The organism is Agrobacterium sp., from assembly GCF_032092815.1.
Classification (GTDB): domain Bacteria; phylum Pseudomonadota; class Alphaproteobacteria; order Rhizobiales; family Rhizobiaceae; genus Agrobacterium.
Genome location: NZ_DAMDBP010000038.1, coordinates 1 through 22,179, shown reverse-complemented (window position 1 = coordinate 22,179; position 22,179 = coordinate 1). Strand labels below are relative to the sequence as shown.

Here is a 22,179-nt window from a genome sequence, read left to right as displayed (position 1 = left end):
CAACTCGCTTCGAAAAGGGCCGTAGAAGTTCCACTTATGCGGCTTGCTTTTTTGCGTTCGAACTGTCCCGTTTTGCAGATGACGCTTCGAAATATCGCACGTATTTGATTGTTGCGTGAAGCGATATCTGTTTAATATATTGATATTAAATCATATTTATTGGTTGACAGCTGTCAACTAGGGGTGAATTTTCAACTGTTTTTATGTTGCGATCTCTCTTGTCTGGGTTGACGAGAATCACTGCGTCCGTCATCCTCTTACGGAAATAAGCGGAAAATTGATCATTTGTCGTAACTGATCATCTTTTCTGTAATTCCCGGTTTGTTTTGTTTGCTGTTTCCCGTGTTTTTGTGATGGGCGCGGCAACAAACAAACTGGAAACAGGCCCCTAACCGGGCCCATCAATTCGCCAGTCAGGAGATCGAACCCATGGTGTCTGTAGTGCAGGCGACCGACGAAAAGCCACAAGGCATGCCAAGTGTGGTGGCAGATGCTGCAATCGCGGCCGATGCCCGAGCGCTTTCCGAGCAGTTGAAGGCGATGCGTGAGCGTCTTTATCCACCAATGGCGCAAAAGACCTTGCGCCAGTTTTCGTCTGGTGAAGCCGGCAAGCTGATTGGTGTGTCCGATGGTTATTTACGTCAGCTGTCGTTGGCAGGCGAGGGGCCTCAGCCGGAAACCGGGTCTGGTGGTCGCCGCTTCTACACGCTGAACGACATCAATGCGCTGCGTCATCATCTGGCCGAGCAGGCGCTTGCCAAGGGCAACACAGCCAAGGCTCGCAGCTATCTGCCACAACGCGATCTGTCGCGTGGTGAGCATATGCAGGTCATTTCAGTGACGAACTTCAAGGGCGGTTCGGGTAAAACCACATCCGCCGTGCATCTGGCGCAGTATCTGGCACTCACCGGTCACCGGGTTCTTGCCATTGATCTCGATCCGCAGGCCTCTCTTTCGGCGATGTTCGGTTATCAGCCGGAGCTGGACCTGACCGGAAATGACACCTTGTATGGCGCGATCCGCTATGACGATCAGGCCCGTCCTTTGTCCGATATCATTCGCGGCACATATTTCCCCGGACTAGACCTGGTGCCGGGCAATATTGAACTGCAGGAATTCGAACATGAGACGCCACAGGCGCTGACGCGGCGTCACAGCGGCATAGACAGCGGGCCGCTGTTCTTTGCGCGTATACAGGCCGCTCTGGCCAGCGTAGAGCAGAATTATGACGTCGTTGTCATCGATTGCCCACCGCAGCTTGGTTATCTCACCCTGTCTGCGCTGTGTGCATCAACATCGGTCATCGTCACCGTGCATCCGCAGATGCTGGATGTGGCGTCGATGAACCAGTTTCTGTTCATGACGTCAGATTTGCTTGGCGTGGTGCGTGAGGCTGGCGGTGAGCTAAACTTTGATTTCCTGCGCTATCTGGTTACCCGTTTTGAGCCGAATGATGGGCCGCAGGCGCAGATTGTCGGCTTCATGCGGTCGTTGTTTGGCGACCGGGTTTTGACTGCGCCGATGCTGAAATCCACAGCCGTTTCCGATGCGGGTTTGACCAAACAGACCCTTTACGAGGTGGGGCGTGAGAACTTTACCCGCACCACTTACGACCGCGCACAGGAAGCGATGAACGCGGTGAATGCGGAAATCGAAAAACTTGTTCACGATGCGTGGGGCAGGTAGGAGGCTGACGAAGATGGTTGGAAACGCCCGTAAAAATGAGTTGAAAGCCCTGTTTGGTGGCGCATTGCCAGTGACGGCAACACCGGCAGCGAACCCGGAAACACCACCGGCGCCACCCGTGGCAGCTGCTACTGCTACGGCAGTGGAGAGCGCTCATGCCAGCGCCACGCCGGCACGTGCCCCTTCTGGTGCGGTTCGTGCTATGGGCTTGTCGCTCGGTTCAATGACACGAGAGGCTGATGAGGCGCGGGCTTTGCGCCAGGCCATGAGCGATGGCGAACACGTGCTGTCCATCGACCCTGCGCAGATCGATGCGTCTTTCGTGGAGGATCGGCTCACCGTGGCGGGTGTGGACGATGAAGACTTCAACACGCTCATGAAAAGTATCCGTGAAAGTGGCCAGCAGGTGCCGGTTCTTTTGCGACCACACCCGGAAAAACAGGGACGATACCAGACGGCTTACGGCCATCGCCGTATTCGAGCAGCGCTCAAGCTGGGTCAGCCTGTAAAGGCCATTGTTCGTCCTTTGAATGACGATGAACTGGTGCTGGCGCAGGGCAAGGAAAACGCCGAGCGTCGCAACCTGTCATTTATCGAAAGAGCGATTTTTGCCAAAAATCTGGCCGATCGTGGTTTTGACCGCAAGGTCATTGGAGATGCGCTGTCGGTTCAAAAAAGCGAATTGTCGCGCCTTTTGCAGGTCATCGACAATGTGCCGTTGCGCTTCATCACCATGGTTGGTGCTGCACCCAAGGCCGGCCGCGATCGCTGGCTGAAGCTGGGCGAGATGCTGAAAGGGTCTGGCGCAGAAGGCAAGGCTCTGGAGGCAATGCGTGGAGAAGGGTTTGAGACCTCGCAGAGCGACCAGCGATTTGAATTGCTGTTCAAAGGTCTGTCAGCTCGTTCCACCACCCAAACGAAGTCACAGCGCCCGCGCGAATTGCGCGATGCCAAAGGCAAGGTGTTTGCCACACTTCGGCTGGACGGCAAGGCGCCGCGGATCGATTTCGTTGGCAAAACCGATCCTGATTTTCTGGAAAAGGCAGTGGAACTGCTGGCTCGGGAATATGCCGCTCACATGGCAAAGGGCTGATTAAAGGTCGGGCGATTTAGTCCTTCTTTGTGATTGCATGAGACACTCGCTTGAGTGTCTGACCGTAACGCTGGCCGGGCATCATTGTCCGGCCGCTTTACCTCGGAAACGTAGGCTATATGCAGACGTTGGGTCTGGTGCTCGGTTCATATCGGCGCCAAATGGCGTAACGGGCTGACTGATTTGCCGATATCAGCTGGTATGATCGTTATTTTCACCAAAAACGGCGATTTTTCAGCGAGAAGAAACAGACGACAGGCTGTGCGGTATTAGCTATTTTATGGCACTAAAGCGCTCTGATGTATTTGACCGTCAAAAATGAAGGTCTGTGATCGCAGGCTTTGCATTTCTGTCGCCACACCGTTCAATCTGCGATGAGATACTTGCCAATCGTTTCCTCAAAGGATGGATATGCCTTCGGCTGACAGACACTTGCGGTAATGATCAATCGATATGACCTGATCGATGTGCCAGACGCCTGCCGGCATTGAACCGTCATGGAGCAGATGGATGGTTTCCGCTGCGATCAAGGCGGTGATAGCAGCTTCCTCTTTTCCCTCCAGCTGCATGGTCCGCCTGTTGGTCATGCCATCTCGGGTTCCCTTTACCTCCACGGAAAGGGCAGCTCGGTCCGAGCCGAGACGAATATGCATCATGCTTTTGCTGAAAAGGCGACGCAGGGCGGCGTGTTTGACGATGATGGGAAGGGTACGGAACAATAGCCGGGTGAGTGTTGGGCTATCAAAGGTCATCAAGGTTCTGATGTCCTCGATGCCAAGCGTGCGGCGAAGCACGTGCTGGTCGGCAAAGTCGAAAGCGATGGCTGGGTGCGGTCGATTGCTGCCACCGAACTGCAGCAACTCAATCGGCGCAGATTTGAAATTTCGCAATGTCCAGTCGATGGCGGCGGGACCATGTGTATCACCAAGACCCAACAGGATACCGATGCGGGCTTGCGTCACAGTCTGCAGACTGTTGGCACAGGCCTTGACCATCAGATTGGTGAGGCCGGGGGCAAGGCCAACGGACAGCAATGCCGTGCCGCCGATTGTTTTTGCCATTGGTCCCAACAGCTCGACTTTTCGGAAAAAGCCGTCATCTGCGGTGATGTCCAGATAATGTCGGCCATTCCTCAGCACATGTTCGGCAAATCGGCTGTCGGTCTGGTCCACACAAACCACCACAGTTTTGATGCCAGCGAGAGCCTGGTCCCAGTGGTCAGCGCGCCGCAAGTCAAGTTGCACAGCTCTGCATCCCAGACGCTTTGCCATTGCTTCGGCTTTGGCCTCGTCCCGTCCGGCAAGCCAGACGTCCCGTCTCCCGCCTTTCAGTAGGCGGCTGGCGATCTGGCTTCCAACATGTCCATATCCGCCAACAATGAGGATGCGGGATTGGGTGTCAGTCTGCTCAACCATCTGTGGTTCTGCCTTTGCATGTGGTGTCGAAAAAACTAATGTACCGACGAATCGATTGGTGCAGCTGGCAGACAAAGCAGATGGTATCTGAACTAACCAAACGGGAAGAACAGGGATCTCAAAACGAGCCAGCTGTCACGCACTCGTCAGCTCGCCATGTCTCGGAATGCCCGGTGGAGGATTGGCTGACATTTCTCGGCCACCGCTGGAGTGCGTTGATCCTGTGGCGCCTTTCCGATCGTGAACTTGGTTTTTCGGAACTCATGCAGACGCTGCCGAAGATTAGCCCGAAAGTGCTGACGGAACGGCTCGAAGGTTTCGCTGAAAGGGGACTGGTAACCCGGTCTTCCCAATCGACCTTTCCGCGTCGGACAACTTACGCCCTTACCGATGCAGGGCGGGAAATTTCACAGATGCTGTCGCGGCTTTATGAGTGGGCCCGCTGAGCAGTCGTCTGATGTCACTGTTGTATTGAATGACCAGATGTTGTGACCCTACGCACAACAGCCATTGTCAGACGTCTATTGTCTGTTATGGTTACTGACAGTGTGGAGCGATAAATGGTCAAACCCAAAATAGCAGTTATCGGTCTTGGCGGGACAATTGCCTCTCTGGCAGACCATCCCCTCGAAATTCTCGATTATGGTGCCAATGGCTCGCTGGATTGCGATGCTGTGGTGGCGCTGTTTCCAGAGCTCAACGAACTTGCCGATATTATCGCTGTGCCGTTTCGTGCGGTGCCGAGCTTCAATATTTTCTATCCCGAATGGAAAGCCTTGCTGGAGCGCATGGACGCCATCGAGACCGAGACACCTGATCTCGCCGGGTACGTTCTGTTGCACGGCACGGGATCGATGGAAGAGACGGCATTTTTCCTGTCTCAGACCGTGCACACCAAATTTCCGGTTATCATGACAGGTGCGCAACGACCGCCCAGTGCCCGCTCCAGCGATGCCGGCCTGAACCTTGCAAATGCCATTCGTGCTGCGGCCAATCCGGCCTCGCATGGCATGGGTGTTATGATCCTGATGAATGATGAGCTCCACGCCGCACGCGACGCAACGAAGGTATCGACCTTGCGGCTTGATGCGTTTCAGTCTCCCGATAGCGGGCCACTCGGATTTGTGGATGGTGACGCGGTGACGTTTTATCGACGACCCGTTCGTCGTTGCGCGCCGGAGCATCGATTTGACATCACCAACCTAGAGACGTTGCCGCGCGTCGACATTCTCTATGGTTATACAGGATCAGACGGTACGGCGGCCCGCGCCTTTATTGGGGCCGGTGCCATTGGTATTGTTTCGGCAGGCTTTCCGCCTGGTTATACCGGGGATGCGGATGCACACGTGCTGGCTGAAGCGGTGCGTGAAAAAAAGCTGATTGTCGTGCAGGCATCACGCGGCGGTGCAGGCCGTACCTTTGACAGCCGTCGCGCAAAGGGCCAAGGTTTCATTCCAGCGGACAATCTAAACCCTCAGAAAGCCCGGTTGCTTCTGGCGCTTGCTTTGACAAGAACGCGGGATGTGGCCGAGATCGCGGAGATATTTCGTTGTCATTAGAAAGTCAGACACTCATGAACGGACCGGCAATGATAAAAAAAATGGGACGTGACCGTACGGTGGTTTCCCAGTTGCGAGATGGGTTGCTTGAACTCATCAAGGAACGCGGGATGCAGATGGGAGAAAAGCTGCCGAGCGAGGAACGTTTAACCGAGCATTTTGGCGTGTCTCGCCCGACATTGCGTGAGGCCCTGAAAATTCTCGAGCAGGACGGCATTATCCGCACGGAACATGGTCGCGGTCGGTTTCTGATGGCGGGCGCTGCCCTGCATATCGACCGACCGATTACCACTTTCGAAAGCGTCACCGAAATGGTGGGCGGTTTTGGATATGTCACGACGACGCGTCTTCTGGCGCTGACAGAGATGGTTGCTGATGCAGAAATTGCCCAAGGGCTGCAATGCCCGGAGGGAACTGCCGTGTTGCGCATCGAGCGGGTTCGCAGTGAAGGTAAACGGCCGATCCTTTATTCCGTGGATTTTATCCGGGCAGACACGGTTGGGCAGGCGCAGTCCAATATCAACTGGACCGGTTCGCTGGTGCAGATCCTGCGCAAGCGCGGCATGGCGCCGGTCGCGTCCACAGCCAGTGTTGCTGCGACATTGCTGCCCGCCGAGGCGCAAAAGAATTGGGGTCTTACCGATTTTGGCCCGGTGCTGCTGGTGACGGAAACATGCTTTTCAGCGGAGGGCGTGCCGGTCCTCTTTGCCAAGGATTACCATCACGGCAGCTACTTCAAGTTCAGCTTTGCCAGACGATGACAGAAAAGCCCGCGAACATTGTTTGCGGGCTTTTGTTTTGGCCCGTGTTTTTACACCGGTGCCGTCAGATTTTTTGAAAATGCGGTGTGAGCGGATTCAATGGGTTGCGGGAAATGAAATCGACTGCAGCAATCTGGCCAGCGGAATCCATCATCTTCCGCTTGACATTCATATCAATTCGTAGATGTTAGTCGTCAGACGTCTTTCAAGTATGGATGTCCACTAAGACCACAAAGATGGTCATCAAAGGGGTTCTGTCGAATGATGAAGCAAGCTACGGCGCAACAGCCGGTTTTGCAGGCTGCACAGCCTTGCGTCGAAATGACCGGGGTCAGCAAATGGTTCGGTCACTTCCAGGTGCTGACCGATATCGATTTTACCGTCGCGCGCGGTGAGAAGATTGTGGTGTGCGGTCCATCCGGCTCCGGAAAGTCCACGATGATCCGTTGCATCAATCGTCTTGAAGCGCACCAGAAGGGGGATATCCGGGTAAACGGAACATTGTTGACCGACGACAAGAAAACAATTGATCGCATCCGTCTTGATGTCGGCATGGTTTTCCAGAGCTTCAATCTCTATCCCCATCTGACCATTCTGGAAAATTGCATGCTGGCCCCGCGTTGGGTCAAACATGTCACGCGTAAGGACGCTGAAGCGCGTGCCATGCATTATCTCGAGCGTGTGCGTATTCCCGATCAGGCCAATAAATATCCGGTTCAGCTTTCTGGTGGCCAGCAGCAACGTGCCGCCATTGCCCGGTCTTTGTGCATGAACCCTGACATCATGCTGTTTGATGAGCCAACTTCGGCGCTCGACCCAGAACTGGTGCGTGAGGTGCTTGATACGATGGTCGAGTTGGCCAGCGATGGCATGACGATGATCTGTGTGACCCATGAAATGGGTTTTGCACGTCAGGTCGCCGACCGGGTGGTGTTCATGGATCGCGGCAGCATCATTGAATCGGCAGCGCCGAGCGAATTTTTTGGCGCGCCGAAAGAAGAGCGGACGCGCAACTTCCTGAGTCAGATCTTGCATTGATCATTCAATGTCCGCACCGCCTTTGCGGCGCGCAACAATAAGTCAGACGACAGAAGTCTGCCTTTAAAACTCCAAGAGCAAAAGGGAACGATACGATGAAAAAGTACCATACCTGCTTTCAACGCATGCTGGCTTCGGCCGCTTGCCTTTCCGCAGTTCTCCTCGCAATGCCAGCAGCCCAGGCGAATGACTTACCTCCGCTCCCGGCCGCCATCAAAGAGGCTGGCGTGCTGCGCTTCGGCGTAAAGTGCGATTCTCCTCCTTTTGGTTCGACCGGCCCTGACGGCAAGCCGATGGGTATCGAAATCGAAATGGCCAAGCAGATTGCCAATTATGCCTTTGGTTCTCCTGACAAGGCCGAACTGACTTGCGTGACCAGTGAAGCGCGCATTCCGTCGCTCAATGGCGGCAAGATCGATCTGATCCTTGCTACGCTTGGCAAGTTCCCGGCTCGTGAAGAAGTCATCGATTTCTCCGACATTTATTTCTGGGGCACCAGCAATGTTATCGTTCCCAAGGATAGCCCTGCACAGAAACTTGCCGATCTTGCGGACAAGACAGTCCTGATCGTCAAGGGCGGCTCACAGATCAAGTGGCTCAAGGAAAATATCCCAGGTGTTGAGATGATGCAGCTCAACACGACAGCGGATGGTGTTCAAGCGCTCCAGCAGGGTCGTGGTGACGGTTTTGTCGGTGACGGTGGTTTGATCTGGACGCTTGCCAGCAACTATCCCGAACTGCGCGTGATCGATGAAGGTCTTGATCTCGGCGTCAATGGTATCGGTCTGCGCAAGAACGAGCCCGAACTCAAGGCATTTGTTGATGCGGCACTCGCCAAGCTGAAGAGCGACAAGTTCTACGACGCCACCGCAGCCAAGTTTATCGAAAACGATCTCGTTCGTCAGGCCATGCTCAAGGGTTTCACCACCGAGCCACCGGCAGTGAAGTGATCTGACTTGAAATCCCGCCGGCGGTCGGCTGGCGGGATTTTACGACGACGATAACGGGATTTTGGTATGGACTGGCTCTACATATACAAGGCACTTCCTGATCTGATGCGCGGTCTCGGCATGACGCTGATGGTCAGCGGCGTTGCGATTGTGCTTTCTCTTCTCATCGGCATCATTGGTGCAGGTTTGAGAACAAGCGGGATCAAGGCGGTCGAGATGTGTGTGGCGGGTTACGTGGAGTTCATCCGCGGCACTCCCTATCTCGTGCAGATATTCTTCATCTTTTACGGTCTGCCGAGTATCGGCATGAAACTGTCGATCTTCTGGTCCGGCGCCTTGGCGCTGACCATCTGGGCAAGTGCATTCCATATTGAGAGTTTCCGCGCGGGCCTCGCTTCGGTTGGGCAAGGGGTGCGCGATGCATCCGCATCGCTCAGCCTGAAACGGTGGCAACATGGGTGGTTCATCGTTTTCCCACTGGCGCTGCGTGCAGCTTTGCCATCCGTTATGAACACCGTCGTCGCCACCGTGAAAAACTCTGCCTATCTCCAAGCAATTGGCCTTGTTGAGCTGACATTCGTTGCGGTTGATCGCATTGCCTACGAGTTCCGCACCGTCGAGATGTTTGCCTCCATCTGCGTCATCTATCTGATCTGCGTCTTTATTCTCTCCGGCCTCGGGCATCGGCTCGAACGTCGTCTCAACCGTCCGTTTGCGGGGAGATAAGCCATGCTGTTGCTCGAATATCAGTCATTCATTATCGAAGGTTTTTATCACACGTTGCGGCTGTCACTGGTCGTTGCGATTGGCGGTACTCTGGTTGCGGTCATTCTGGCAACCGGTCTGATGCAGCCGGTCAAGCTCATCAGCCGTCCCGCCTATCTGATCGTTGAACTCTTTCGCGACATACCGCTGATGGTGGCGGTGCTTTTGACCTACTTCGTGTTGCCCCGTATTGGCCTGTCGCTCGATCCCTTCTGGTCCACTTCGCTGTCCATTTCGCTGTGGGGTGGTGCCAATGGTGCGCAAATCATCCGTGCCGGTCTGATGTCGGTGTCGCAGGCGCAGCGTGAAACGGCTGCAGCTTTCGGATTGCGCTCCTGGAAGGGTCTGCTCTTCGTCATTCTGCCGCAGGCCATGCCGGTTATCCTTCCGCCCTACGTTAGTTTGCTAACTGCTCTGGTGCAGGCAACATCACTGGGAGCCGTGGTTGGTGTGCATGAGTTGCTGCGTTCGGCACAGGTCCTCATCGAACAAACCACCATCTCGCGCGGCGGCAGCCCTGCCTTCCTGGTCTACGGCTTTATCCTCGTTGTCTATTTCGTACTTTGCTGGCTGATTTCGCGTGCTGGACGGCTGCTGGAAAATCACTTTGCCCGGCCTTACAGCCGACAGGCCAGCGGTGGCCGCAAGAAGCGCAGTGAGACGGCCCCCAAGCTCGTTGATGTGTCCAATGCCTGAGGTGACGCCGATGCAAGCGGAAATCCGTCTGGCCGAAATGATTTGCGGAGAGGGTCAACCCGTCTCCCGCGCGGTGCTCGAAACGGCGTCCCGGCATTTTGCGGATCTCGTTGGCGTCACACTTGCCGCACAGGAGGAACCGCAACTTGTTGCATTGTCAGCCCTTCTGCCGGAACAGGAAAGGTCACCACGCACCGCACGTCTCTGGGGCACGGATCGGTGTTTTTCACCACGGGATGCCGCCCTTCTCAACGGCTTTGCCGCACATTTCCATGATTTTGATGATGACGAGACTGAGCTTGCCATGGCCCATGTCACGGTCAGTGCCATGACGGCGGCTGCCGTTTTCGGTGACAGTCGCTACGGTTTTTCTGGAGAAGCGGTGCTGCGGGCTTACATTGCCGGCAGTGAAACAGCCATGCGTATCGGCCGTCTTGTCAATCCCGCCCATTACAAACGCGGTTGGCACGCTACGGCAACACTGGGTGTTTTTGCAGCCTGTGCTGCCGCCGGCAAATTGATGAAGCTGGATGTATCGCGCATGCGTCATGCCCTTGGCATGGCGGCATCCTTCGCAAGCGGCATTCGCAGCAATTTCGGTACGGATGCCAAACCGCTCCAGGTGGGTCAGGCCGTTGCCAATGGGATTTTTGCTGCAGAATGTGCAAGTCTTGGTCTTGAAGCCGCGCCTGGCAGCCTGTTTGGCCCAGCCGGATATGTAGCCCTTCATGACGGTGATATAAAACAGGCAACTGAGGTGGTCGAAGGTTTCGGTCAACCCTATGGGTTTTCCGGCGGCAGCATGGTGATCAAGGGATATCCTTGCTGCACGGCCTCTCACAGTGCCATTTCCTGCATCCTGTCCCTGGTTGGCAGTGGCCGTGTGGCGATCGAACAGATCAGCCGTATCCGCTGCCATCTCGATCCCGCCGTGCGCGGTATTTTGATCTATGATCGACCAGAGACTGTCGCGCAGGCCAAATTCAGCCTGCCCTTTGCGCTGGCCGTTGCGGCGGTATCCGGCAAAGCCGGTCTTGCCGACTTCAGCGAAAGCGCTCTATCCAATCCTGCGGTGCAGGCCCTGATGCCACGGATCAATCAGATCGATGATCCGAACCTCCCCAAAGGTGCCAGCGGCATTTCGGTTTCGTCACGCGTCGTCATTGATCTTGTCGATGGCTCGGTGCTGGACGCCTTTTGCGCTTTCGTTCCAGGTAGTGCGGCCAATCCACTCGATGATGCCGCACTCGGTGACAAATTCATTCGCTGCGCCGAGTCACTGCTCGGCTCGGATCATGCCGCCCGGTTGTTCGCAACACTGCTGACGACGGCCGATATCTCCGACTTTTCTAGTCTTGTTGATGCGTTTGTCCCGGCGCGCCGGGCTGAACTCTCTTTTGCCAACCAAAGGTAATGCCATGAAAAATGCCGTCAGTTCCCGCCTTTCCGAGCGCACCGCCGAAGAAGTGGTGAATGCCATCTATCGTCCGGGTATGGCCAGCTTTGACGATGCGGTTCTGGAGGCCATGTGCCAGCTCAACGAGGCGCATCTTGTCATGCTGGTGGAACAGCAGCTTGTCGGGCGCCCGGTTGCAGCGTCCCTGTTGAAAGCCATTGCCCATATTCGTGCCGAGGGCGCCAGCACCATCGATCTCGATCCGCAATTCGAAGACGGTTATTTTGCCTTTGAAAACCGGCTGTCCGGCATTGCCGGTGCCAAGGACACCGGTTTTATTCACACCGGGCGCAGCCGCAATGACATTGGTGGCACGCTGGACCGGATGAATGCACGGTCATTGTGCCTGAAAATGATGGACGGCATGAACCGCGCGCGGGCTGCATGTGAGGCCGCTGCCGAAAAACATGCTGAAACCATCATGCCGGGTTATACACATCTGCAACCGGCACAGCCGATGACCTTCGGTTATTTTCTCACCAATGTGGCTGCGGCCCTGTCGCGGGAATATGACAAGATTTCTGCGGTGCATGAACGTATCAACCGCTCAAGCCTTGGTGCTGCAGCCTTTGCCGGTACGACCTTTGCCATAGATCGTGATCGTACGGCGTCACTGCTCGGGTTTGATGGCATTGTCGAACCTTGCCTTGAGGCGGTTGGTTCGCGTGACTTCGTCACGGAGCTTTTGTGGACCGCGACCAGCACGCTGTCGATGCTGAGCCGTGTTGCGCAGGACATGTATGTGTTCTGCACGCATGAATTCGCCGCACTGACCTTTCCTGACCGGGTGGCTGGAACATCCAGCATCATGCCGCAAAAAAAGAACATGCTGGCGCTGGAATATTTCCGTGCTGCGGCCGGTCGCAGCATCGGCGCGCTAACCGGTGCACTGGCAAGTGTGAAGGGCAGCAACTATTCCATCGGTCTTGATTCTGTCCGTGAAGGGGTCGCTGACGCCTGGCCGTCACTGTCGCTGTTCATCGATGGCATGGAATTGCTGCGGCTGGTCTTTGAAACTGCGACACCCGACGCAGAACGTCTGAAAAAACGCTGCTACGAAAATTTCTCAACCGCCACCGATCTTGCCGACGGGTTGGTGCGGGAGCACGGCCTGTCATTCCGGGAAGCGCATCATGTCGTCGGCGGTGCCGTACAACGTGCGCTCAATGCTGGCTTGGATGCCCGTGGCATGACCGTTGAGATCATCAATGAATCGGCGGTTGAGGAGCTTGGTGCGCCTCTGCCGATCACTGCAGATTTTGTGCGTGACTGCCTTGATCCCGTGAGATCCGTCAACGCCCGCACAACAGCGGGTGGCACTGCACCGTCTGAAGTGCGGCGAATGCTGGTGGCACTCGCCATCAAACGTGGCCGTGATGCCGACCTTGTGACGTCGCGCCAACAGGCCATCGACGATGCTGCAAAGCGTCTGCGTGATGCCGTTCAGGACCTTGTTATCTGAAATCCTCCAATCCCTCTGAACCATGAAAGAGAATGCCATGCTGAATTTCGATGAAGCCCGTTTCCTGCGCATCCAGTCCGGTGCCGTTTCGCTTGCCGAACGTATCGACACGGTTGTTGCTTCCGCCCTTAATGCCGGTGCTGAAAACCTGTTTTTCCTGGGGACCGGTGGTGTCGCTTATCTGATGCAGCCTGCCTACCAGCTATTGCAGCATCGTTCGACTTTCCCTGTGTTCATCGATTATCCGGCAGAGCTGGTTCTGGCGGGTTCGGTGAACCTGACGAACAAGTCAATCGTGGTGATGCCGTCACTGTCCGGTACCACCAAGGAAAGCGTGGCCATGCTGGCCAAGCTGAAGGAAATCGGCGCGACCGTTCTGACCTTCGTCGGTCATGAAGAAACACCGCTTGGCAAGGGCGGCAACCACGTCTTCGTCAACTTCGCCGAAGACGATACGTCCTGCGAATCCTTCTATCTTCAGTCGCTGTTTGTAGCGCTGTCGATCATGAAATTCCGCAAGGAAATCAACAATTACACAGACATCATATCTGAACTGAAGCGCCTGCCGGAGCTTCTTCTTGAGATCAAGCGCAGCTTTGAACCAAAGGCAGAGGCTTTCGCAGCCCGCATTGCCGCGTCCGATTATCATATCTTCACGGGTGGCGGAAATGTCTGGCCGGCGGCGCTTTATTACGGCACCTGCATTCTTGAAGAAATGCAGTGGATCCGCACCCGTCCCGTTCATGCATCGGATTTCTTCCACGGCACGCTGGAGCTGGTGGAAAAGGGTGTCAGCGTCATGTTGTTCAAGGGCGAGGATTCTTACCGCGCCATCGGTGATCGTGTGGAAAACTTCGCGCCGAACTATACCGACAAGCTGACGGTTCTCGACACCAAAGACTTCGCTTTGCCGGGCATTTCTGACGAGGTGCGTGGCATGGTGTCGCCGGTCGTTCTGGCAACTGTTCTGGAACGGGTCAGCGCCCATCTGGAAGTGATGCGCAACCACCCGCTTGTAACCCGCCGTTACTACAAGCGCGTTGCCTATTGAGATAAACAGGTCATGCCCGTCGCCAGCGATGGCGACGGGATTTTTGCGGAGAAAACAGGCATGCATAAATTCGAGATCGCGACCGTCGGCGACAATTGTGTCGACAAGTTTCTGCCGCCGGTTGGTGTTGCTGCGATTGGTGGCAATGCCGTCAATGTTGCTGTTCATCTGCGCAAGCAGGGACTGGCCACGGCCTATTTCGGCGCGGTCGGAAAAGACAGAGATGGCGAAAGAATGATCGCCTGTTTTGAAGAAAACGATGTGGTTGTTGACCATGTGCAGGTCAATGACGGGATCACAGCCTATACCGACATTGATGTCGATGAAAATGGCGATCGTGTTTTTGTGTTTGAAGAATTTGGGGTCTGCAGACCATATCGCCCGAGCGATAAGGATGTGGATGTGCTGCTTTCCATGCGCCACGTCCATATCGGCTGGTTTGATGATGGAGGAGATTTGAAACGCCGCCTTGCCGATGCTGGCGTCAGCGTTTCACAGGATATTACCGTCAATCCCGGTGCGGACGGGTTGAGCATTGCCTTTGCGTCTGCCGGTTCAAACCCGGATGCGGCTCTCGAGCTTGCCACCCGATTGCTTGCAGAGGGTGCGCGCCTCGCCGTCGTGACGAGGGGTGCTGAAGGCAGCCTGGCAACCGATGGCATTGAAACTGCTGAAACAGGGGTCATTCCCGTGGATGTGTCAGATACAACAGGTGCTGGTGACACCTTCATTGCCGGGTTTATTGCGGCGCGGCTTGCAGGCAAAGATCTGAAGACCTGCCTTGAAACGGGGCGGGATGCGGCGGCCGTTACCTGCACGCATTTTGGCGGATTTCCGCAACAGCCAATAGATATTTGATGATCGTCAAATTTAACGAGAGACGCGGAGCAGGAGTGAAATCGCATCTGCTTCTAGATACTTGGATGTCATCCCTAACATCTTGGAAAGGATGATTTTTAAGGCTTTTCCATCATTCTTTGCATGGTTAAAGTAATACTTAATTTATCCTTTTTGCCAAATGTGCAATTTGCAGGTTCCCTATCTTGAATGGAGGAACCGGTAGAACAATCGGACTTTGTTTCTTCCCTGTCTCTTTGCAGCATAGAACAATATGGCCGCTTGTCGCCCGATGAATGGGCACAACTACCTGCAATGTTCTATCATCTGCTCGCGAATGGCCCGTTGAGGCCGATTTCGGGACCGTCTGGCTTGAGGTCTATATGTCGTTTTTGAAGAATGCAAAGATACAAACAAAGGTCGTTTTTGTAATCGCTTTGATGAGTTTGGTTTCGCTGGCCGGCTTGGGTTACGTCAGTCTGCAATATAAAAGCACTGACAATGATTATACTGTTTTCATTGCCAATAACGGTGTTGCTGCAGTTTTGAACGCCAGAACAAGCGGTAACCTCAACGCATTGGGGATGCAGGTTCTTCGCGCAACTCTGAACGAACCAGGCAGCGCTGATTTCGAAAATGCAGTTAAGGTCTTCCGTGGTGACCGCAAGCAGCTTGAAGAGCGTCAAAACACAATCGTTTCCCTCGTCCCGTCTCGTGGAGAGGCAGCCCGTGACATTCTGAATGGTGTTGCTGAAGTTGAAGCAATCGGTGAACGGACGATTGCCTTGATGCAGGCAGGGCAGACCGCCGAGGCTCAAAAGATGGCTCTCGACCTTCTTAGAAAGCTTGGCGAAGTCTCTCCCAAGATCAGTGCCGGTAATGAGCAGTTGATTGATCGAATGATCAAGGGCAGCACGAAACTTTCAGACGAAACTGGCCAGACGATTTTCACCAGTGTCACTGGAATGGTGATTGTATCTGCGCTGCTGATTGCGCTGGGTCTCTATATTTCTTCGCGTGGTATCACCACACCGATCGCCCGCCTTCGTGAGCGTATGATGTCGCTGGCAAGTGGCGATACCATTGCCGACGTTGATGGCATGGATCGGAAGGACGAAGTCGGACAGATGGCTGCTGCTGTGCAGGTGTTCCGTGAAGGTGCCATCGAGCGCATTCGTCTGGAAAATGAAACGGAAGCCAACCGGTCCTTGTCGGAGAAAGAACGCCTGGAACGCGCTAAGCAGAAGGAACAGGAAGAACGCGATGTTCAGTTCGCTGTCGACAATCTTGCCACTGCTTTGTCGAAGATTGCCCATGGTGACGTGACTTACCGCATTGAGCATCCGTTTGTTGCAGGCCTTGATGGCATTCGTGGTGACTTCAATCGCGCGGCGGAACAGCTGCAGACGACCCTGAACCAAGTCGCGCAGAATGCCCGTGGCATTGATGCTGGTGCCAATGAAATCAAGTCTGCCGCTGATGATCTGGCAAGAAGAACCGAACAGCAGGCGGCGGCGGTTGAACAGAGTGCTGCGGCATTGGAAGAAATCACGACGACGGTAAAGGATTCCACCAAACGCGCACAGGAAGCTGGTCAGCTCGTCAGCCGTACCAAGGTCGGTGCAGAAAAATCTGGCGAAGTGGTTGAAAAAGCCGTTGCTGCCATGGAACAGATTTCCAAATCTGCAGACGAGATCTCCAATATCATCGGCGTGATTGATGAGATTGCCTTCCAGACCAACCTTCTTGCCCTGAACGCTGGCGTTGAAGCAGCACGTGCGGGTGAGGCCGGTAAGGGCTTTGCGGTTGTTGCGCAGGAAGTGCGTGAACTGGCGCAGCGATCTGCAGGTGCTGCCAAGGAAATCAAGAACCTTATCACCACCTCCAACAGCCAGGTTCAGCAGGGCGTACAATTGGTTGGCGAAACCGGCCAAGCCTTGGCAATAATTGTTGCCGAAGTGCAGGAAATCAACCAGCACGTCGCGGCAATCGCTGAATCGTCACAGGAACAGTCGTCTGGTCTCCAGCAGATCAACACGGCCGTCAATCAGATGGATCAGGATACGCAAAAGAACGCGGCGATGGTTGAAGAAAGCACGGCGGCGAGCCACGGGCTTGCACGTGAGGCTCTGTCTCTCAATCAGATTCTGTCGAGATTTACGCTGTCCGAAGGTGGGTACAACAGCGCACCTGTCAGCGTCCGTGCAGCCTCGCCGATTGACCGGCCTGCACAGTCCCCTGCACGTGCCCTTGGTGGTCGCATCAAAGCGGCGTTCTCAGGCAACGCAGCCCTGAAGACCGATGCCGACAACTGGGAAGAATTTTGATCTGTCGTAGCGCCTAGGTGACCGACATAAAAGGTTACTACACACTCCACAAATTTCGCCTCCATCCGGCTTCTGTCGAGTTGGGGGCGACTTTATTTGTAAAACTAACCGAGTGCTCACCCATTGATCTGCGAAAACACATTCCGGCCAAAGGTCGTATTTGAAGATCCGCACGCCGCGTTGCAACGAAGGGTGGTGTTTCCACACAATACTTCTCCCCATTTTTGAACGCGTTTTGGGCACCAGAGGGCGTCGATACATGGCGGTAGTATTGAAAGCGCTGTACTTGCGAAGCCAAATCTCGGCTACTTATTTGGCAAACTTCGGCTTTTCACACCCGCGCGCACCCAAATGCTTTATCAACCTTTCTAGGACGGAGGGAAAGCGTGCTGAACAGTGTCTGCGAGGGGCTGCGCAGTCGGCACTCATGAGCATGTTTGGCAACATCCTGCAATCTGGGGTTGCTGTATATACTTCAGAAATCTCCCCATCATGCGGCAAAAAGACGCCTTGTAGAATGTGCGGCCTGTGACTATTTAAGATGTATGCGAAATATTTGGGTCATTAGAATCTCAGGGCTTATCGATCAAGCACGCTCCTTTACCCGGAGCTGGCAGCACTGATCCTGTAACGCCGCCACAGACCCAGCCGCTCCGGGAACCACGCAATCGACAGTGCGGTTCGTTCCACGTCGCTCATGCGACGTGCCAAATGGAGCGTATACATGTTCACGTTTCGACATCGTCTCACCTGCGTTACCTGCAACCGGAATCTACCGGCCGCGGCCGTGCGTTGCCCTTGGTGCGAAAGGTCATTTTCCTCGAAAACTGCGCTTCGCGCTGCAATTCCCAACAACGTCCGTGGACATTCTTCCCTAAGGCCGGCGGAGGATGCAGGACAATGAATAGCGCGATGACAGCAAGCGGTAAGGCCATGATAGTTGGCGATACGGACGAGTTGCAGCAAGTCGGTGTCCTTCCGTGGCGTATCGGGCGGGATGGTGAGCGCAAGATACTGCTCATTACCTCGCGCAGGCGGGGGCAATGGATCACGCCGCGGGGACTGCCCATGAAGGGAGATGCTCCGTTTGTGGCGGCGTCGCGGAAGGCGTTTGAGGAGGCGGGGATCATCGGTGACATTTCTACTGTCCCGGTAACAACCTACCGGCACACGAAGATTCTAGACGACGGATCGCAGGTTGCCTGCCGCGTCACCGTGTTCGGTATGAACGTGTGTGGCACGCTGACCCACTGGCGTCAGAAGGAGCAAAGACATCGACGGTGGTTTTCCTTCGACGTCGCTGCGGACAAACTTTTTGATATTGAGCTTGCCAAGTTCGTAAGACAACTCGAAGCGGAGCCCGAGCATCTGGAGCTATGCTGCTTTGACCGGGCACGACTATCCGTCAGCGACAACTGTAAGCCCGAAGTCTAAGGTGGCGCTGATGTTCGCGACAGGTTTGGCAAGCAAAATGCCTGCCATCTTTCCTCTTCGAAGGATCATTGCCGGACGCTAACTGCCTGGCGCCTAGAACTGCGTTGGCAGTCGTGGCGTCAGGCGGTTCCCAACCCTAGACTGAAATTGCGCAGTAATTCTGGCCCTGTGTGCTGGAAGCACTGCCTATATCCAGAAAGAGCCAGCAATGACTTTTAGGTACACCCATACCTTTCCAATCAGCGGCCCAAATAAATTGCCCCGTTTCAAGCGTTGGGCGGCCGAAAATATTCCGTGCGTTGCCGTGTCCCTGCCGCCCCAGGTGCCGGTCAGAAGCGAGGCTCTCACGGTGCGATTGAAATCCATCGAGGATCGCAACACCCTGATCGAGAGACTGGTAGGTGTAAGCTTCTAACGCCTGTCTCGCGGCGAACGACCGGGTTGGCCATGGTCCTGTAGTCATTACAGGGAAGGGGCCCGCGTTCGCCGCATTTTCCAGAACACAGGAAAATCTGCCAACATGCACCGAAGGGATACTTTGAACAAAGTATCCCTTCTCGGATTTTGGTTCTGCGAGGTGATTTTTCCACCTCAAAGCATCACGCTCGCTGCGTTATCCAGGCACCCCAAAACAGGCTGGAGAAGAAACGCAGTGGCGCGCCAAAGCCAGCGTTAGCAAGCAGATTTGCAACGGCTTCTTCGGATTCTGGCGGCTCAGCTCCTTGTAATATACGTCCCATCTTTGCCTCGATTTCATCGGGCCCCGCGCCATGCATTCGCCAGCGTTGCGCCCACGCGGTCATCAGCATTGGCTCGGAGCTGTATGGGCGGTAATTACCCGCCAGAATCAAAGGTGCGCCGGGCCTCAGCCGATCTGACAGTTGTTGCAGAACACAGTGTTTGGCCGCGTTTCCCGGAATATGATGCAACACGCCAATCATGATTGCGGCATCAAAACCTCCATCATCTCTAATGTCGGCAAGGTGTCCGGAAACAAACGCCACACGTGGTGCGATACCCGCCTCAACGAGATTTTCCCGTGCAACATCCAGCATGGCCGGTGAGGGGTCGACGGCAACGAAAGTCCATGTGGGTTCAAGCCGCGCTGCGGTGATGATTTCACCCGCTGTTCCACCTGCGCCGACGACCAGTATTTTTGCCTGCTTTGTCCCAGGCAACGATGCCGCCAGCATGCAAGCAGACAGTTCATGGCATGCATCGTAACCGGCAAGGGCTATCCGGCTTTGCCGGGCATATTCACCCGCACGGGAATTGTCGAACTTGCTAGCGGAATTCTCTGTCATGTCATCGGCCCATCACGCGTCATTTTTTGCCTGTCTGGCATTTGCTGCTGAAACAGCTTAACGCTTGATGGATCAAGTTCTGGAGAAATGCATGATCGAACGTTCGTCTGAGCACCAAAGACATGATCGATTGGCAGCTTTTCTGAAGGCCTATGGATTGCGGGCCTATCACTGTCACGATGTTTGCGACGCCAATCTGCTGCTTGTCGATGCGAGAGGTGCCGCTACCCCGACCCATCTCATTTACCGGCCAGAAGCTCTGGAGCAGATGCCGGATGATATGAACGTTCTGGCGGCTGCAACGATTGATTTCAAAAGCAGCATCAACCCTCTGGTTGGAGCGTTGCCACGTGAATTGTGTTTCGATCTGATGCTGGAGCCGCAATTGCAGGGACTGTCCGATCTGATTTTTTCAGAAACGGCCAACCGCAGATGTGGTGGCGACACGATCCACGCCCGTCTCTGCGAAGTCGTTGTGGTGCTGGCAATCCGCAGGGCCATTGCGATCGGTACCGTTGATGCAGGATTGCTGGCGGGGCTTGCCCACTACCAGCTTCACATTTCTCTCGTTGCCATGCATGAACATCCCGCGCGGCACTGGCAAATCGCTGAACTTGCCGAAATTGCCGGTTTGACGCGCGGGCGCTTTATCGCGTTGTTCAAGCAGATTGTCGGCCAGCCGCCAGCCACCTATCTTGCCAACTGGCGGCTTGCTTTGGGACGTGTCGAATTGCAAGCCGGGCGAAGCGCCAAAGTCGTTTCTGCCGCTGTCGGATTTGGCAGTACGGCTGCATTTTCACGAGCTTACTCCCGCCATTATGGCTACCCGCCAAGCCAGGAACATTCCCGCTGAGCGTTTCTTCCCATCATTGATTGATCTGACTGCGTCAGACCACATCCGCCATGGAATATTCACCGGCCGGTTTTCCCGCTATCCATTGGCTTGCCAAAATGACACCTTTCGCAAACATGCCCCGGCCAAGCGCAGAGTGGGATATGGTGATTACCTCTTCTTCGCTGGCGAATATGACGCTGTGTTCTCCGACAATGCCGCCTGCGCGCACCACCGCAAAACCGATCTCGCCGTCCGGTCGTGCGCCGGTAACGCCAACCCGGTTGTTCTTTCCAACTGTCTCCAGATCAACGCCGCGGCCCTGTGCGGCGGCATCGCCCAGCATCAGTGCGGTTCCGGACGGCGCATCCACTTTATGGCGGTGATGGGCCTCAACAATTTCGATGTCCCAGGTAGCGGCTTGCAGTTTGGCCGAGATGTCCGCGACCAGTTGCGGCAGCATGTTGAGGCCGACAGAAAAATTGCCTGACCTCAAGATTGCGATATGACGTGCCGCTTTGGCAATCCTGTCTTCTTCCTCCGCATCAAAGCCGGTCGCGCCGATGATGACGGCCGGGCCGCCCAGTTTTGCGCAGTCTTCAACCAGTGCTGTTGCTGCGGAAGCGGTTGAAAAATCAACAATCACATCAGCAATTCTGATCGCTTCCTCGCGTGTTAACAGCCCAGCGCCAATGCTGCCGGGACGGCCAATCCCGCCAAGATAGACGAAACGATTATCCGTCTGAAACGCGGCAACGACCTTTTGGCCCATTTTTCCATTGGGTCCTGCAACCGCGATTCTGAGGGGAGATGTCATGATGTCTGGCCTTTCATTTGCGGTGCCGGGTTAGAGCAAAACCGAACGCTCTGCAAATTCTACTTGCTATGCCGATGGTCAGGCACGAATTGGGTGTTCGATTTTCACGGCGTTCAGATATGGCTGACATTTACTGGGTCATTCGACACGCATTTATTTGAGCGGTCGTTTGCCCCTGACACATGATGGCGGTTGCAGTTTATATGGGTTTTCTTGTCGTTCCGTTGTTGTTGACCGTGCCCACGCACAAAAGCGTATCAACACGCGCTGAACTGACAGATGATCGCCATCCATTATTTCAAAAATCACAATAAAATATCAATTATTGGTGCAATTGTTGCCGAATACAATTGGCGGCAATATCGCTGCATCAGACGAACGGGTGTCGCCTGAAACTGAAACTCAAGTTCACAGGACGTCACATGACCAACACGTTTTCCTCCATCACCCGCCGCGGCGCTTTGCTTGCCGCAGGTGCTGCCGCCGCCACATTGGCACTTTCTCCAAGACGTACATATGCAGCCGATGCTGCCCCTGTTTCCACCTCAACTGAAGGACATACTCACATGGCTACGATCACCACCAAAGACGGCGTTGAAATCTTCTACAAGGATTGGGGTCCAAAGGACGCCCAGCCGATTGTTTTCCATCACGGCTGGCCGCTGTCGTCGGATGACTGGGATGCACAGATGTTGT

At 55.0% G+C, this 22,179-nt stretch carries 21 protein-coding genes; 17 read left to right on the top strand and 4 right to left on the bottom strand.

The window, feature by feature from the left end; genetic code table 11:
- Positions 1-429 precede the first annotated feature (429 nt).
- Together repA and repB are read left to right on the top strand one after the other, a co-directional pair.
- Positions 430-1,686: a plasmid partitioning protein RepA gene (repA, locus tag RT613_RS18575; protein WP_313617781.1), complete on the top strand. Its 1,257-nt coding sequence runs from the start codon at positions 430-432 to the stop codon at positions 1,684-1,686.
- A gap of 13 nt (positions 1,687-1,699) precedes the next feature.
- Positions 1,700-2,779, top strand: coding sequence for a plasmid partitioning protein RepB (gene repB, locus RT613_RS18570; RefSeq protein WP_313617779.1), 1,080 nt, complete (start codon positions 1,700-1,702; stop codon positions 2,777-2,779).
- Between the two features lie 398 nt (positions 2,780-3,177).
- Here repB and RT613_RS18565 read toward each other — a convergent pair whose 3' ends face one another.
- Positions 3,178-4,194: an NAD(P)H-binding protein gene (locus RT613_RS18565; RefSeq protein ID WP_313617777.1), complete on the bottom strand. Its 1,017-nt coding sequence runs from the start codon at positions 4,192-4,194 to the stop codon at positions 3,178-3,180.
- Between the two features lie 80 nt (positions 4,195-4,274).
- Here RT613_RS18565 and RT613_RS18560 point away from each other — a divergent pair, with 80 nt between their 5' ends.
- From RT613_RS18560 to RT613_RS18505, 12 genes are all read left to right on the top strand, one after another.
- On the top strand, positions 4,275-4,640 hold the full coding sequence (locus tag RT613_RS18560; protein ID WP_313617775.1) for a helix-turn-helix domain-containing protein: 366 nt from the start codon (positions 4,275-4,277) through the stop codon (positions 4,638-4,640).
- 114 nt (positions 4,641-4,754) lie between these two features.
- On the top strand, positions 4,755-5,753 hold the full coding sequence (locus RT613_RS18555; RefSeq protein ID WP_313617773.1) for an asparaginase: 999 nt from the start codon (positions 4,755-4,757) through the stop codon (positions 5,751-5,753).
- Between the two features lie 41 nt (positions 5,754-5,794).
- Complete coding sequence (locus RT613_RS18550) at positions 5,795-6,514, top strand: GntR family transcriptional regulator (protein ID WP_313617771.1); 720 nt, start codon at positions 5,795-5,797, stop codon at positions 6,512-6,514.
- Positions 6,515-6,835: 321 nt separating this feature from the next.
- On the top strand, positions 6,836-7,552 hold the full coding sequence (locus RT613_RS18545; RefSeq protein WP_409558852.1) for an amino acid ABC transporter ATP-binding protein: 717 nt from the start codon (positions 6,836-6,838) through the stop codon (positions 7,550-7,552).
- 95 nt (positions 7,553-7,647) lie between these two features.
- Positions 7,648-8,502: a transporter substrate-binding domain-containing protein gene (locus RT613_RS18540; protein WP_313617770.1), complete on the top strand. Its 855-nt coding sequence runs from the start codon at positions 7,648-7,650 to the stop codon at positions 8,500-8,502.
- A 66-nt stretch (positions 8,503-8,568) separates the two neighbouring features.
- Positions 8,569-9,228 carry an amino acid ABC transporter permease gene (locus RT613_RS18535; RefSeq protein WP_313617768.1) on the top strand — a complete coding sequence of 220 codons (660 nt, stop codon included), beginning with the start codon at positions 8,569-8,571 and terminating at the stop codon, positions 9,226-9,228.
- Between the two features lie 3 nt (positions 9,229-9,231).
- Complete coding sequence (locus RT613_RS18530; RefSeq protein ID WP_313617766.1) at positions 9,232-9,963, top strand: amino acid ABC transporter permease; 732 nt, start codon at positions 9,232-9,234, stop codon at positions 9,961-9,963.
- 10 nt (positions 9,964-9,973) lie between these two features.
- Positions 9,974-11,377 carry an MmgE/PrpD family protein gene (locus tag RT613_RS18525; RefSeq protein WP_313617764.1) on the top strand — a complete coding sequence of 468 codons (1,404 nt, stop codon included), beginning with the start codon at positions 9,974-9,976 and terminating at the stop codon, positions 11,375-11,377.
- A gap of 4 nt (positions 11,378-11,381) precedes the next feature.
- Positions 11,382-12,881: an argininosuccinate lyase gene (gene argH, locus RT613_RS18520; protein ID WP_313617762.1), complete on the top strand. Its 1,500-nt coding sequence runs from the start codon at positions 11,382-11,384 to the stop codon at positions 12,879-12,881.
- Between the two features lie 37 nt (positions 12,882-12,918).
- Positions 12,919-13,932 carry an SIS domain-containing protein gene (locus tag RT613_RS18515; protein ID WP_313617760.1) on the top strand — a complete coding sequence of 338 codons (1,014 nt, stop codon included), beginning with the start codon at positions 12,919-12,921 and terminating at the stop codon, positions 13,930-13,932.
- A gap of 60 nt (positions 13,933-13,992) precedes the next feature.
- On the top strand, positions 13,993-14,790 hold the full coding sequence (locus tag RT613_RS18510) for a PfkB family carbohydrate kinase (protein ID WP_313617758.1): 798 nt from the start codon (positions 13,993-13,995) through the stop codon (positions 14,788-14,790).
- Between the two features lie 362 nt (positions 14,791-15,152).
- Entirely contained in the window at positions 15,153-17,096 is a 1,944-nt protein-coding gene (locus tag RT613_RS18505; protein WP_313617756.1) for a methyl-accepting chemotaxis protein, read from the top strand.
- A 600-nt stretch (positions 17,097-17,696) separates the two neighbouring features.
- Here RT613_RS18505 and RT613_RS18500 read toward each other — a convergent pair.
- On the bottom strand, positions 17,697-17,822 hold the full coding sequence (locus RT613_RS18500) for a hypothetical protein (RefSeq protein WP_313617754.1): 126 nt from the start codon (positions 17,820-17,822) through the stop codon (positions 17,697-17,699).
- Between the two features lie 174 nt (positions 17,823-17,996).
- On the opposite strand from RT613_RS18500, the gene RT613_RS18495 reads away from it, so the two are divergent.
- Complete coding sequence (locus tag RT613_RS18495) at positions 17,997-18,530, top strand: NUDIX hydrolase (protein WP_313617752.1); 534 nt, start codon at positions 17,997-17,999, stop codon at positions 18,528-18,530.
- Between the two features lie 599 nt (positions 18,531-19,129).
- Here RT613_RS18495 and RT613_RS18490 read toward each other — a convergent pair.
- A complete protein-coding gene (locus tag RT613_RS18490) occupies positions 19,130-19,834 on the bottom strand; it encodes a class I SAM-dependent methyltransferase (RefSeq protein ID WP_313617750.1) in 705 nt (234 codons plus the stop codon).
- A 91-nt stretch (positions 19,835-19,925) separates the two neighbouring features.
- On the opposite strand from RT613_RS18490, the gene RT613_RS18485 reads away from it, so the two are divergent.
- Positions 19,926-20,687: an AraC family transcriptional regulator gene (locus RT613_RS18485; protein ID WP_313617748.1), complete on the top strand. Its 762-nt coding sequence runs from the start codon at positions 19,926-19,928 to the stop codon at positions 20,685-20,687.
- 34 nt (positions 20,688-20,721) lie between these two features.
- Here RT613_RS18485 and dapB read toward each other — a convergent pair whose 3' ends face one another.
- Entirely contained in the window at positions 20,722-21,483 is a 762-nt protein-coding gene (gene dapB, locus RT613_RS18480; RefSeq protein ID WP_313617746.1) for a 4-hydroxy-tetrahydrodipicolinate reductase, read from the bottom strand.
- A 422-nt stretch (positions 21,484-21,905) separates the two neighbouring features.
- Here dapB and RT613_RS18475 point away from each other — a divergent pair.
- On the top strand, positions 21,906-22,179 hold a 274-nt coding region (locus RT613_RS18475; protein ID WP_313617744.1), incomplete at its 3' end, for an alpha/beta hydrolase.

What these genes read in the sequence shown, in the direction of transcription:
- repA (WP_313617781.1), top strand. Translation starts at nt 430, where the DNA reads ATGGTGTCTGTAGTGCAGGCGACCGACGAAAAGCCACAAGGCATGCCA.
- repB (WP_313617779.1), top strand. Translation starts at nt 1,700, where the DNA reads ATGGTTGGAAACGCCCGTAAAAATGAGTTGAAAGCCCTGTTTGGTGGC.
- RT613_RS18565 (WP_313617777.1), bottom strand. Translation starts at nt 4,194, where the DNA reads ATGGTTGAGCAGACTGACACCCAATCCCGCATCCTCATTGTTGGCGGA.
- RT613_RS18560 (WP_313617775.1), top strand. Translation starts at nt 4,275, where the DNA reads ATGGTATCTGAACTAACCAAACGGGAAGAACAGGGATCTCAAAACGAG.
- RT613_RS18555 (WP_313617773.1), top strand. Translation starts at nt 4,755, where the DNA reads ATGGTCAAACCCAAAATAGCAGTTATCGGTCTTGGCGGGACAATTGCC.
- RT613_RS18550 (WP_313617771.1), top strand. Translation starts at nt 5,795, where the DNA reads ATGGGACGTGACCGTACGGTGGTTTCCCAGTTGCGAGATGGGTTGCTT.
- RT613_RS18545 (WP_409558852.1), top strand. Translation starts at nt 6,836, where the DNA reads ATGACCGGGGTCAGCAAATGGTTCGGTCACTTCCAGGTGCTGACCGAT.
- RT613_RS18540 (WP_313617770.1), top strand. Translation starts at nt 7,648, where the DNA reads ATGAAAAAGTACCATACCTGCTTTCAACGCATGCTGGCTTCGGCCGCT.
- RT613_RS18535 (WP_313617768.1), top strand. Translation starts at nt 8,569, where the DNA reads ATGGACTGGCTCTACATATACAAGGCACTTCCTGATCTGATGCGCGGT.
- RT613_RS18530 (WP_313617766.1), top strand. Translation starts at nt 9,232, where the DNA reads ATGCTGTTGCTCGAATATCAGTCATTCATTATCGAAGGTTTTTATCAC.
- RT613_RS18525 (WP_313617764.1), top strand. Translation starts at nt 9,974, where the DNA reads ATGCAAGCGGAAATCCGTCTGGCCGAAATGATTTGCGGAGAGGGTCAA.
- argH (WP_313617762.1), top strand. Translation starts at nt 11,382, where the DNA reads ATGAAAAATGCCGTCAGTTCCCGCCTTTCCGAGCGCACCGCCGAAGAA.
- RT613_RS18515 (WP_313617760.1), top strand. Translation starts at nt 12,919, where the DNA reads ATGCTGAATTTCGATGAAGCCCGTTTCCTGCGCATCCAGTCCGGTGCC.
- RT613_RS18510 (WP_313617758.1), top strand. Translation starts at nt 13,993, where the DNA reads ATGCATAAATTCGAGATCGCGACCGTCGGCGACAATTGTGTCGACAAG.
- RT613_RS18505 (WP_313617756.1), top strand. Translation starts at nt 15,153, where the DNA reads ATGTCGTTTTTGAAGAATGCAAAGATACAAACAAAGGTCGTTTTTGTA.
- RT613_RS18500 (WP_313617754.1), bottom strand. Translation starts at nt 17,822, where the DNA reads ATGTATACGCTCCATTTGGCACGTCGCATGAGCGACGTGGAACGAACC.
- RT613_RS18495 (WP_313617752.1), top strand. Translation starts at nt 17,997, where the DNA reads ATGAATAGCGCGATGACAGCAAGCGGTAAGGCCATGATAGTTGGCGAT.
- RT613_RS18490 (WP_313617750.1), bottom strand. Translation starts at nt 19,834, where the DNA reads ATGACAGAGAATTCCGCTAGCAAGTTCGACAATTCCCGTGCGGGTGAA.
- RT613_RS18485 (WP_313617748.1), top strand. Translation starts at nt 19,926, where the DNA reads ATGATCGAACGTTCGTCTGAGCACCAAAGACATGATCGATTGGCAGCT.
- dapB (WP_313617746.1), bottom strand. Translation starts at nt 21,483, where the DNA reads ATGACATCTCCCCTCAGAATCGCGGTTGCAGGACCCAATGGAAAAATG.